We start from the raw sequence: 12,472 nt of genomic DNA on the forward strand, positions 1-12,472 counted from the left end.
CATGCTAAAATAATAAACTATATAGTAACTATAAGGTCAAGGGGCTTATATGAAAAATTTATTTTCCATCGGTGAACTTTCCAAACTGCAAAACATTTCTCGCCAGACTTTGATTTTCTACGATAAAATCGGACTTTTCCGTCCTGCATATACTGATCCTGATAACGGTTACCGCTATTACAGTTCCAGCCAGCTTGACTATTTGGATACGATTTGCATCATGAAAAGAATCGGCTTTTCCCTCAATGAGATTAAAGCACACATGAAAAGTTTTAGGATTGAAAATTCTATCGCTGCGCTGCGCAAACAGCTCTCTACCATCAATCATCAGATTGAGGAGCTGCAAATGATAAAAAACCGCGTTGAACATCGGTGTCTGCAGTTAGAGCATTCTATTTCCATTCGTGATTGTAGCGATATCGTTTCCATAGAGGAAGTAAGCCCCCAATACATTTTGCTTCAAAAGGTCACGGAACCTTATACGTTGGAAATGCTCAGCATTGCTACAAAGGAATGTTTTGTTCGGTCATCCAAGGAGCAACTTCCAATTTTCTTTCAGAGCGGTGCGATCGTGCCGTATGAACGTATTCTGCGGGGAAGATATACCGAAGCATCGTTTGCCTTTCTGTCGATTGAAAAGTCTGATAATATCGACGGCGTTCTGGAACTTCCCAAAGGGCGGTGCGTATTTACCTATCACACAGGGGACTATCTTTCCATCGGAAGATCCTACGAACGCATTTTAGAATACTGCCGAACCCATCACTTCAATATTGTTTCTGATTCATATGAGTTCGCCATCAATGACTACCTTTCCACGGCCGACGAGAGCGAATATATAACGAAAATTTTGTTCTATATTGCGTAACAGCATACTTTTTCAAACAGCAGTCAATAAAGAATAGATCTTAATTCATAGAGCTGAAAGAGGGGACTTGACCGCCCATCGGCGTATCATGTCCCTGCTTGTTTTCCAGCGGACTCCTTTCCAACGGTCGTTTCGCTCTGCCAATGTAGCAGGTGGTGCAAACCATCCTTTATACAGCAACTCCCAGGTCAGCGAGCTGGAGGGCGGACGAGGCCGGAGTTGACAAGCGGGGGGCTTTCTGCAATAATATTGGTGTAAAATTGGAGGTCCGCGCCCACGGCGCGTATCATGGAAGGAGACCGCTATGGCGAAGATCCTGTTTTTGACCGATTCCGCCGCCGATATCCCCAAGTCCCTGCGGGAAGAGCTGGGAATCAGGGTCATGCCCTTCCCCATCGCCATGGGGGAGCGGGAACTGCGGGATGGGGAGGATTTCACCCCGCAGGAGTTCTATCAGGCGCTGGCGGAGGAGCCCAAGATCCCGACACATGCCCAGCTCACGGCGTACCAGTTCCAGCAGTGCTATGAGGAGACCTGGAAAGCAGGGTACACAGACCTGATCTACACATCCATCAATTCCGAGGGCAGCGCCACCTACCAGAACGCCGTCCAGGCCCGGGGGGAGTTCTTTGAGGACCACCCGGAGGCCCGGGATGCCTTCTCCATCCGGGTCATCGACAGCCACACCTATACCATGTGCTACGGCTACCCAGTGGCAGAGGGGGCGCGGATGGCTGCCGCAGGCGCCTCTGTGGAGGAGATCGCCGCCTATATCCAGGACTGGGTGGATCATGTGCGGGTGCTCTTTGTCCCCTTTGATCTGAAGTTTGCCAAAAAGTCTGGGAGGGTCTCCGCCGCCGCGGCTTTTGTGGGAGAGGCCCTGGGGCTCAAGCCCATCATGACCTTTGAGAATGGAGCCTCCAAAGTGGTGACCAAGGTGCGGGGGGAGAAGAACGTGATCCCCACCATTCTGGAGCTGGCGCAGAAGGAGCGGGAGCCGGGGACGCCCTATCTGATCATCCGGGCCGCCCGGCCCGACCAGGCGGAGCTGCTGACCGAGTCCTGCCGTCAGGCCTTTGGGCAGGAGCCGGCCATGGACTGCTTCATTGGCGGCGTTATCGCCATCAACGCCGGACCCAATCTGGTGGGACTCATCTACCGGAAAAAATAAAACTGGCCGCGCCGCGGGACCCGGGTCCTGTGGCGCGCCTTATTTTGTCCACCCGGCCCGGGCGGGAGGAGGAAAGAAAGCGGGGAAGAGATCCCCGGGATTTACATATTATTCATCCTTTTTGTGATAGGCTGGACTATGCTATGGAAAACTGAAGGTATCGATGTGATACTGTGAAGGAGTGGTCGTTGTGGAGAGAGAACAGCTGTCCTGGCAGGAGCGGGGGCAGTTGTGGCTGCGGCTGATCATCCGCCTGGTGCTGGCAGCCGCGGCGGTGGTGCTGGTGGCCAAGCTGGGGCCTCCCCTGCTGTCCCTGTTCGCCCCCTTCGTGGCGGCGCTGATCGTGGCGGCCCTGCTCAACCCGGCGGTGCGCTGGCTCCAGCGCAGGCTGGGCTGGAGCAGGAAGCTGCTGTCCCTGCTGCTGGTGGTGGTCATCTTCGGGGTGATCGGCGGCTGTCTGGGCATCCTGACCTATGCCGCGGCCAACGAACTGGTCTCCCTGGCGCAGAATTGGAGCGGGATGCTGACCCAGGTGGAGGGCTTTTTCGATCAGATGGAGGCCCTGTTTGCCCGGGCGATGGACCTGCTGCCCCTGTCGGTGGTGGGGACGGTGGAGGACACCGTCAACGCCCTCATCCAGCGCCTCCAGGCGGTGGACCCCACCGCCCTGCTGAGTGCGGCCAAGGCGGCCACCGACTGGGCCATGCGGGTGCCGGAGTTCCTGCTGGCCCTGGTGGTCTTTGTGATGGCCTCCTATTTCCTCACCGCGGACTACCCCTATCACCGCACGCGGGCGGTCCAGCACCTGGACGAGAGCCTGCTCCGCTTCCTCCAGCAGGTGAAGGTCACCGCCCTGGCCGCCTTCGGCGGCTACCTGCGGGCGGAGCTGCTGCTGTCGGTGGGGGTGTTCTTCATTCTGCTGGGGGGATTCCTGCTGGTGGGGCAGAACTACGCCCTGCTGCTGGCCCTGGGGCTGGCCATTCTGGACTTTATCCCCATCATCGGGTCGGGAACCGTTATGGTGCCCTGGGCGGTGGTGGCTCTGTTTACCCGGGATTTCTCCACCGCTGTCTATCTGATGGTGATCTGGGGGGTGGTGGCCATGTTCCGCCGGGTGGCGGAGCCACGGTTCGTGGGCGACCAGACCGGCCTGTCCCCTATCCTGTCCCTGGTGGGCATCTACGTGGGCATGAAGGTGGCCGGAGTGGCTGGCATGATCCTGGGACCCATCCTCATCCTGGTGGTGCTGAACCTGGTAGGGCTGGGGATCTTTCAGGGCTTTTGGATGGATGTGACGGCGGCGGCCCGGGACATCACGGCGATCCTTTCCCAGCGGCCGGAGCGGAAATGAGAGGGTCTGTCAAAGTTTTTTCGGGAATTGTTCAAAAAATCCCCCCTCTTTCTTCATGCTTTCTTCATATTTAGACCGTATCCTTATTTTTGTCAGAAGGGGAAAGAGAGGCGCTCCCCCCGGACACAGTTCAAATCGGCAAGGAGTGTTTGAAATGGCAAATCAGGACAATGAGTTCAATTTCTATAATAGTGAGAATGACGGGTACCGGGGCGGCTTCGGCGGGTACACCGATTCCAACCCCAACCAGAGCCAGGGCGGGCCGGAGGCCCCCCAGGGGCCCCAGAAGCACAGGGGATCCGGCAGGCGCATTGCGGCGCTGATCCTGGCCTGCGCGGTAGTGGGCGGCGGAGCGGGCGTGGGCGGCGCAGCCCTGTACTCCAGCGTCTTCGCGTCCCAGCCCAGCGTGATCTATCAGAATACCCAGCCCATCTCCACCCAGGCGGACCCTGTGGCCAGCTCCAGCGGCCAGGCCATGACCCCGGAGCAGCTGTACGCCGCCAATGTGGACGCCTGCGTGGGCATCACGGTGTCCACCACCATGACCAACATCTTCGGCTATACCAGCACGTCGGCCGCCTCCGGTTCCGGCTTCGTCATCACCGCCGACGGGTACATCGTCACCAACTACCACGTCATTGAGGACGCGGTGAAGGACAGCTCGGTGAGCATCACCGTCTCCTTCCACGACGGCAGCAGCTACCCCGCTACCCTGGTGGGGGGCGAGGAGGACAACGATGTGGCCGTGCTGAAGATCGAGGCCTCCGGGCTCCAGACCGTGACCCTGGGCGACTCCGACCAGCTGAAGGTGGGCCAGGCCGTGATGGCCATCGGCAACCCCCTGGGCGAGCTGACATACTCCCTCACCGACGGCCTCATCTCCGCTCTGGACCGGCTCATTACCACCGGCTCCGGCAATGACTCCACCACGATGAACATGCTTCAGACCAACTGCGCCATCAACCCGGGCAACTCCGGCGGCCCCCTGTTCAACAGCTACGGGGAGGTCATCGGCATCACCACCGCCAAATACAGCACCTCCAGCTCCGGCACCAATGTGGAGGGCCTGGGCTTCGCCATCCCCATCAACGATGTGAAGAACATCATCTCCGACCTGATCCAGTACGGCTATGTTACCGGAAAGCCCTACATGGGCATTACCGGCGTGACCATGTCGGCCTCTGTAGCGCAGCAGTACGGCGTCACCAACGCGGTGCTGGGTGTCTATGTGGCCACAGTGGAGGACGGCTCCTGCTCCGCCAAGGCGGGACTGCAGCCTGGGGACATCATCACCGCCATGGATGAGGACGACGTGGTCACTTTCCAGGACTTGGAGGCTGCCAAGGCCACCCATCAGGCGGGGGATACCGTGACGCTGACGGTGTTCCGTAACGGAGAGAAGCTGGAACTGTCCCTCACCCTGGACGAGCAGCCCCGGGAGACAGTCACCGATACTTCCTCCCAGCAGCAACAGCAGCCTCAGCAGAACAACCAGTATTACGGCTGGCCCTTCGGGGGATTTTTCTCCTGAGCGGGGAGCGGCCCCATACTGGGAACAGAATGGTCCGGGCCCGGCAGCCAACGGCTGCCGGGCCCGTTTGCTGCATCAAAAAAACCACCGGCCTGGCCGGTGGTTTTCTGATCTTGTGAGAGGCGGGCAGCGCTATTCTATGTCCTCCGGCTGGTACAGAGAGGAGGGGAGGACGTCGGACAGCTCCACCAGCAGGGGAGATAGGCCGCCGCTCCGCTCCGGGGCAGGGGTGCTCAGGGTCAGATCCATGGAGAGGGGGCCGGTGGGCAGAGAGACGGTGGCGGCCAGGCCGCCTGGCTCCCGGCGCTCCAGGAGCAGCGTGCCGCCGTGGAGAGCGACGATGTGCCGGATGATGGGCAGGCCCATTCCCGCCCCCTCTCCGGGCTCCGGGAGCAGGTGGGGGGAGGCCCCCTCCAACAGAGCGGAGAGCTGTCCGTCGTCCGGAGTGGAGCCGCTGTTGGTACAGGTCAGGACGGCCCGGTCTCCCCAACGGCGCAGGGTGAGCAGGACGGTCCCGCTGGGGGCCGCCTTAGCCGCGTTGGACAGCAGGCCCAGCAGCATACGGGAGAGCAGGGCCTCGTCGCCGGGGATCAGAAGTCCTTCGGTGCTCGGCTGATAGCGCAGCTGGATGCCGGCCTGAGCGAGCAGGGGGGCAGTGTCCTCCGCTGTGTGGCGGCACAGGCCGGCCAGATCCATGGTCACCGGGGAAAAGGCCACCCCGGACTGGGACTTGGTATCCCGCAGGAACTCCAGGTTGTTGACCAGGCGGAGCATTTGATAAAAGTTGCGGTTGATGGAGGCCAGCCGCCGGTCGGTGGGAGAGCCGGTGCCGCTCAGGTCCTGGGAGAGGAGCTGAAGGTTGTTCAGCAGCCCCCCCATCTGCTCGCGGAGCTGGCGGGCAAAGCCGTCCATCTGCTGGGGGGAGAGGGCGGAGTCAGGGGCGGGGCGGAACAGGAGCAGCACCCCTCCGGGGGAAGAGACCTTGGAAAAGACGAACAGGCCGCCGCCGCCGGTGAAAGCTCCCGCAGTCTGAGTACTGTCCAGCGGGGCAGCCAGGTACTGGGGCGGCTGGTCCCCCACGGCCAGCTCCGGCAGGTGACTGAGGGCGGCGGAGTTGAGCGCGGTGATCTTTCCGTCCCGCACCTCTACCGCCGCCTGGGGGAGCTGCTCCAAAAAGCTCTGTTCTTCAGACATCCCGATCCTCCTCTCCGCTCCAAAACCGGCGCAGCGCTTCCGCAATAGGATTTGCGGGGCGGCTGATTTTAGAAATGGAAAATTTCGCTGGGCCGGGGCGTGAGCCCGGCCCGGACAGGACCTAGTATATCAGAAATTCGCTGCATCAACAAGAACATGGGCGCAGATTCTGGCGAACTGTGTAAATCCATGGGGAAAAAGAACAGAAGGCAGGGCCTACTATGCCCGGAGGTGGCTAATTTCCACGGAGAAACAGAGAAAAAACTATGCAAAACACAGACTACCAAAATCAGAAAAAAAGGGATATAATAGTGGAGCGCAACCAAAACTTGATAAAGGAGACAGTTACAATGAGCATTAAAGTTGGCATCAATGGCTTTGGCCGCATTGGCCGCATGGTCTTTCGGGCCAGCCTGGACCACCCCGAGATCGAGATCGTGGGCATCAACGACCTGTGCCCTGCCGAGTATCTGGCCTATATGCTGAAGTATGACACCATGCACGGCATCTGCAAGGCTGAGATCGGCAGCACTGAGAACGCCATCGTGGTCAACGGCAAGGAGATCCCCGTCTCCGCCGAGCGGAACCCCGCCGACCTGCCCTGGGCCAAGCTGGGCGCGGAGTATGTGGTGGAGTCCACCGGTCTGTTCCTGACGAAGGAGAAGGCCCAGGGACACCTGGATGCCGGTGCCAAGAAGGTCATCATGTCCGCCCCCTCCAAGGATGACACGCCCATGTTCGTGTGCGGCGTCAACCTGGACAAGTACACCACTGACATGAACTTCGTGTCCAACGCCTCCTGTACCACCAACTGCCTGGCCCCCATCGCCAAGGTGCTGAATGACAACTGGGGCATCACTGAGGGCCTGATGACCACCGTGCACTCCGTCACTGCCACCCAGAAGACTGTGGACGGCCCCTCTTTGAAGGACTGGCGCGGCGGCCGTGCTGCCACCGGCAACATCATTCCCTCCTCCACCGGCGCTGCCAAGGCCGTGGGCAAGGTCATCCCCGAGCTCAACGGCAAGCTGACCGGCATGTCCATGCGCGTCCCCACTCTGGACGTGTCCGTGGTGGACCTGACTGTCAACCTGGCCAAGCCCGCCAAGTATGAGGAGATCTGTGCCGCCATGAAGGCCGCCTCTGAGGGTGAGCTGAAGGGTGTGCTGGGCTACACCGACGAGGCCGTGGTGTCCAGCGACTTCCTGGGTGACACCCGTACCTCCATCTTCGACGCCGATGCAGGCATTGCCCTGACCGACACTTTCGTAAAGGTCGTCTCCTGGTACGACAACGAGATCGGCTACTCCAACAAGGTCCTGGAGCTGATCGAGCACATGTACAGCGTGGACCACAAGTAAGCACTGTCCTGTTTCAGGGCGCCGCCATCTAGCGGCGCCCTGTTTTTTAAAAAGAGCAGGCGCCTCACGGATGCGCCGCCCCAGACAGAACAGAAAGGCGCCCGCTCCCCATAGGGGGAGCGGGCGCCTTTCTGCATCTTCCGCTGTGATTTCCTACAAAGGGGCCGGCGAGGAGTTTGCCCCCTCAGCGCGCCCGCTTACCGGGGTGGCAGATGGGCGACACGGTGGGCAAGCACCCAGGGGGCCAGAGTGGAAGGAGGCCCGGGCTGCGGGGCACCGCTGTATATAGGCTCCACCTCCACCACATAAGGGATCCCGTCTACTGTAATGCGGTAAAATTCCTTTTTTGGCATCGCTTTTGCCTCCTCCGCTGTGCTGTACTGGTCGTTTGCACTATTGTATCAGAGAAAACAATAAAATTCCATTCATCTTTTTGAAATAATCCATAATATCAAAGTTATGAAAATGGGATCGGTGGGCTAGGGACTGAATTTTTGCTTCAGAAAGTCGGCGAACTGTCGGGAGGCGCGGTTCAAATACCGTCCTTTCCGATGGACCATCACAATGTCACGGGTGTGATGTACGTCCTCGATATCCAGAAAACGAATATTCTCGCTGAACAGATGCCGAAAGGAGGCAGACTGGGAAGCGATGGTGACGCCGGCGTTGGCGTTGATCAGCTCCCGCCGGAGCAGATGGTCGCACTCCATGATGTAGTGGGGCGTGATGCCCAGGTCTGCAAAGATCCGGTCGGTCTGAGCGCGGAAGGGCAGTCCCTTCAGAAGCATGATGAAGCGCTGGTCGGTGAGCTCCTCCAGACGGACACTTTTCCGCTGTGCCAAGGGGTTGTCCTTATGGACAGCCAGCTTGAAGATGTCCCGAAGCAGCAGGGTGGATTCAAATACCTCCCCATAAATGCCCGGGGAGGTGACCGCCAGATCGATTTGACCCCGGTTGAGCAGCGCAGCGATCTCCTTGTTTTCTGCGACCCGCTGATTCCACTTGTAGTTGGGGTGCTGGTACATGAAGGCGTGCATCCCCTGAAGAAACTGAGAGGAGGAGACCGCCAGGGAAATGGAGTTGTCCCCCTCATCGGCAATGTCCTGGAGCTCCCTCTTCGAGTTCTCCACCTCCATCAGGATATGGTTGACCCGCTGGAGAAACCGCTGTCCATTCTGGTTCAAGATGATAGACCGTCCATTGTGGTCAAAGAGCGGCACTCCCAGCTCCTTCTCCAGCCTGGAGATCATCGTACTCAGGGCAGGCTGGGAGATATTGAGTTCTTCTGCCGCCCGGGAGATATGCTGGTAGTAGGCCGCGGTCTGAAAATAGCGGAGCTGGGTCAGTTCCATGATATGTCCCTCCAGATCCATAATTTTTATCTTATACTAATATAAAAAATCGATAATTGCAATATGTGTTAAAACAGATTAACCTAAAGAAAAAAGAAAAATATTTGATTTTTGTTGGATTGTGACCAAAGGCACAGCAGAGAGGAGGACCTTGTCGTGGGGGAAAAAACAAAGCTTCAAGAGATGCTTGAGAAAAAGGAAAAGATCAGACAGGGAGGGGGAGAAAAAAAGGTCGCAAAGCAGCACGGCGCGGGTAAGCTGACAGCCCGGGAGCGCATCGACCTGCTGTTTGATTCCGGTACTTTCCAGGAGTACAACATTTTTATGAAGCACCGCTGCCATGACTTTGGGATGGAGAAGGTAGACACACCGGCGGAAGGGGTGGTGACGGGATACGGATTGATTCATGGGAGAGGGGCCTTTGCCTTTGCCCACGACTTTACGGTCCTGGGCGGCGCCATGGGGGAGATGCAGGGCATGAAGGTCAAGCGGATTCAGGAGCTGGCCATGGACGCCGGCGTGCCGCTGATCGGCCTGAATGACTCGGGGGGCGGGCGGATCCAGGAGGGGCCTGCCACTTCCTATGGGGCCATCTTCTTCAACAACGTGATGGCTTCTGGGGTGATCCCCCAGATCTCAGCCATCATGGGGCCCTGCGCCGGCGGGACCGTGTATTCCCCCGCGCTGACCGACTTCATTTTTTCCGTGGACAAGACCAGCCGCTCCTTTATCACCGGCCCGCAGGTCATCAAGAACGTGACCGGGGAGGTGGTGGATGCGGAGAAGCTGGGAGGAGCGCGGACCCATAATACGGTGTCAGGCGTGTCCCACTTTTTCTGTGCGGACGACCGGGACTGCATTGAGAAGATCAAGACCCTGCTGAGCTACCTGCCCCCAAACTGCCGGGAGATGCCGCCCATCATGCCCTGCGGCGACTCTCCGGACCGCCGCTGTGAGATGCTCAACACCTTCATTCCGGATAACCTGAAAAAGGCCTACGATATCAAGGATGTTATCCGGGAGATCGCGGATGGGCACGAGTTTTTTGAGACCCAGGCCATGTATGCCACCAATATGGTCACCGGATTTATCCGCATGAACGGCCGGTCGGTGGGGGTGGTGGCCAACCAGCCCAAGGCGATGGCAGGCTGTATCGACATCAACGCTTCGGACAAGGCGGCCCGTTTTATCCGCACCTGTGACTGCTTCAATGTGCCCCTGCTGTCCATTGCCGATGTGCCCGGATACATGCCCGGCACCAATCAGGAGTACGGAGGGATCATCCGGCACGGGGCAAAGATGATCTACGCCTGGGCAGAGGCCACAGTCCCGAAGATCGTGATGGCGGTGGGGAAGGTCGTGGGCGGCGCCCGGCCTGCAATGTGCTCCTGGGAGCTTCGGCCGGACTTCATTTTCGCCTGGCCCACGGCGCAGATGGTAGTCGTGGGGGCAGAGGGGGCCGTGGACATCTGCCGGAAGCACGAGCTGAAGCGGGCTGAGGAGAGCGGTGAGGATGTGGCTGCCCTCCGTGCCCACTACATCGAGGAGTACAAGGAAGAATTTTTTAACCCGTATAAGGCGGCGGAATATGGGAAGTTTGAGGACGTGATCGAGCCTGCGGAGTCACGGCGGGTCATCATCCGGACTCTGGAGCTGTTTCAGAACAAACAGGTGGTCCTGCCAGCCAAAAAACACGGGAATATGCCGGTCTGACGGCGGCGCGGAAAGGAGCTTGGTTCAATATGGCGGTTGGATACGGCCCCCTGAGCGGGGTAACAGTGGTGGACCTGACGCAGTTTTTGTCCGGTCCCCTGGCCACGATGATCATGGCGGACCTGGGGGCGGATGTGATCAAGGTGGAGCGGCCGGACCGGCCCAAGGCCAGCGGCCCGTTTCTCAACGGGGAGCGGGTCTACGACCTGTCGGTCCAGCGCAGTAAGAAGAGCATCACCCTGAACCTGAAGGCGGAGACAGATAAGAAGGTGCTGCTGGAGCTGGTGAAAAAAGCGGACGTTCTGGTGGAAAATTTCAAACCCGGCACGATGGAGCGCATGGGCCTGGGTTATGATATCATTGCCGCAGCCAATCCCAGGATCATTTATATGGCGGTCTCCGGCTTTGGCTATACGGGGCCATACCGTTCCAGAGGCGCGCTGGATATGATCGTTCAGGGGATGAGCGGACTGATGAGCCTGACCGGTGAGCCGGATGGCCCGGCCATGCGCTGCGGGACCTCGGCCAGCGACGTGTTTACCGGGCTGTATGCCTTCGGTGCCATCTCGGCGGCCCTGTATGACCGGGAAAAGACCGGAAAGGGACAGTTTATCGATGTGGCGATGCTGGATGCCACCTTCTCCTGCCTGGAAAACGCGGTGATCAATACCTGTGTCTTTGGCACCGATCCCCAGAGGGTGGGCAACAGCCACCCCACCAGCGTCCCCTTCGGGACGTTCCCCACCTCCGATGGAGAGATCATTATCACCTGCTCCCGGGATCCTGCATTTTACAGTCTGTGCCGCGCCCTGGGGCGGGAGGATATGGTGGAGGACCCGCGCTTCTCCAAGGCGGAGGCCAGACGCCAGCACAAGGCGGAGCTGACTGAGGAGATCTCCAGATTTACCCGGGCCCGCACACTGGATGAATGCGAGCGGATCTTTGAGGCTCACGGGGTGCCCAATGGCCGCATCAACACCATGAAGATGATCTGTGCGGACCCTCAGATCGCGGCCCGCAATATGATTGTAGAGGTGGAGCACCCGGTGGCTGGAACATATCGGATGGCGGGCAGCCCGCTGAAATTCGGAAATTACCCGGATACCACCTATGAGCCTGCCCCCACCCTGGGACAGCATACCCGGGAGGTCCTGGCGGAGTACTTAAAGATGCCGGAGGAGGAGATCGAAACCATGCTGAAGGAGCAGAAGGAGCTGGTGCATACATAAGATGGCGGGCGGAGCGCGGGACAGGGGCCCGGCCTGTGGAATGGAAGATTTTGTTTTGTGCCTGACGTGCAGAATCTGGTATAATCCGATGCGTATTTTGTGGATAAAAGCAAAAGGAGGTATCGAGCTCTGAGCTGTGCGGACCAGCAAAGATCATAGATAAGACTAGAGGGAGGATACTATGAAGATAAAAGCCAAAACCGGAGATCTCGCACTGGGGATCTTTTCGATTCTGGGCGGAATCATCATCCTGATCCTGACAAAGGTGCAGGGACTTCAGCTGATAAAGGGCGGACAGATGGGGCCCGGTTTTTTCCCCACAATCTGCGGGATCGCCATCGCGATCTGTGGGGCCATGGTCCTTCTGGAGGCGGCGCGCCGGATCGCCCGCGCCAAAACGGCCCAGGCGGAGAAGGAAGAACTGGAGACAAATATCCTGAACCTGACAGAGCTGAAGAATCTGTTGCTTTTTATGCTGCTGGGGACTGGGGTACTGCTGCTCTCCGACTATCTGGGGCTGCTGACCTGCCTGGGACTGAGTGTGATCGCCTATTTGAAAATATGGGGCCGAGAAAAGTGGATCAAGTCGATCGTGATTGGTGTATGTATGGTGGCATTCCTGTACGGGGTCTTTGTCCTGTTCCTGCATGTGCCGGTCCCCAAAGGTCCGCTGGGCTTTTAAGGAGGAGGTACACATATGGA

10 protein-coding genes are annotated in these 12,472 nt (G+C 58.7%); 8 read left to right on the plus strand and 2 right to left on the minus strand.

The features are described 5' to 3' along the window. Window positions 1–49 precede the first annotated feature (49 nt). The 4 genes from L9O85_RS00155 to L9O85_RS00170 all read left to right on the plus strand — a co-directional run bounded on the left by L9O85_RS00155 (window position 50) and on the right by L9O85_RS00170 (window position 4,921). Window positions 50–868, plus strand: a complete 819-nt coding sequence (locus L9O85_RS00155; protein WP_256183387.1) for a MerR family transcriptional regulator — start codon at window positions 50–52, stop codon at window positions 866–868. 304 nt (window positions 869–1,172) lie between these two features. Beyond that, window positions 1,173–2,039, plus strand: coding sequence for a DegV family protein (locus L9O85_RS00160; protein ID WP_276758492.1), 867 nt, complete (start codon window positions 1,173–1,175; stop codon window positions 2,037–2,039). A 190-nt stretch (window positions 2,040–2,229) separates the two neighbouring features. Further along, window positions 2,230–3,390 carry a sporulation integral membrane protein YtvI gene (gene ytvI, locus L9O85_RS00165; RefSeq protein WP_301579131.1) on the plus strand — a complete coding sequence of 387 codons (1,161 nt, stop codon included), beginning with the start codon at window positions 2,230–2,232 and terminating at the stop codon, window positions 3,388–3,390. A 154-nt stretch (window positions 3,391–3,544) separates the two neighbouring features. Further along, a complete protein-coding gene (locus L9O85_RS00170) occupies window positions 3,545–4,921 on the plus strand; it encodes a S1C family serine protease (protein ID WP_108980218.1) in 1,377 nt (458 codons plus the stop codon). 132 nt (window positions 4,922–5,053) lie between these two features. On the opposite strand, the gene L9O85_RS00175 is transcribed toward L9O85_RS00170, so the two are convergent. Then, on the minus strand, window positions 5,054–6,115 hold the full coding sequence (locus L9O85_RS00175; protein WP_301579132.1) for a sensor histidine kinase: 1,062 nt from the start codon (window positions 6,113–6,115) through the stop codon (window positions 5,054–5,056). A 350-nt stretch (window positions 6,116–6,465) separates the two neighbouring features. On the opposite strand from L9O85_RS00175, the gene gap reads away from it, so the two are divergent. Beyond that, on the plus strand, window positions 6,466–7,476 hold the full coding sequence (gene gap / locus L9O85_RS00180; protein ID WP_050623013.1) for a type I glyceraldehyde-3-phosphate dehydrogenase: 1,011 nt from the start codon (window positions 6,466–6,468) through the stop codon (window positions 7,474–7,476). A 479-nt stretch (window positions 7,477–7,955) separates the two neighbouring features. Here the strand turns inward: gap and L9O85_RS00185 are convergent, their stop codons facing one another. Further along, complete coding sequence (locus L9O85_RS00185; protein WP_050625380.1) at window positions 7,956–8,828, minus strand: LysR family transcriptional regulator; 873 nt, start codon at window positions 8,826–8,828, stop codon at window positions 7,956–7,958. Window positions 8,829–8,984: 156 nt separating this feature from the next. Here L9O85_RS00185 and L9O85_RS00190 point away from each other — a divergent pair, with 156 nt between their 5' ends. From L9O85_RS00190 to L9O85_RS00200, 3 genes are all read left to right on the plus strand, one after another. Further along, on the plus strand, window positions 8,985–10,541 hold the full coding sequence (locus tag L9O85_RS00190) for an acyl-CoA carboxylase subunit beta (RefSeq protein ID WP_301579135.1): 1,557 nt from the start codon (window positions 8,985–8,987) through the stop codon (window positions 10,539–10,541). 29 nt (window positions 10,542–10,570) lie between these two features. Next, a complete protein-coding gene (locus L9O85_RS00195) occupies window positions 10,571–11,770 on the plus strand; it encodes a CaiB/BaiF CoA transferase family protein (protein WP_050623011.1) in 1,200 nt (399 codons plus the stop codon). Between the two features lie 181 nt (window positions 11,771–11,951). Further along, on the plus strand, window positions 11,952–12,452 hold the full coding sequence (locus L9O85_RS00200; protein ID WP_050623010.1) for a tripartite tricarboxylate transporter TctB family protein: 501 nt from the start codon (window positions 11,952–11,954) through the stop codon (window positions 12,450–12,452). The last annotated feature ends 20 nt before the right edge of the window (window positions 12,453–12,472 follow it).

The organism is Lawsonibacter asaccharolyticus (genome assembly GCF_022453915.1).
GTDB lineage: Bacteria > Bacillota > Clostridia > Oscillospirales > Oscillospiraceae > Lawsonibacter > Lawsonibacter asaccharolyticus.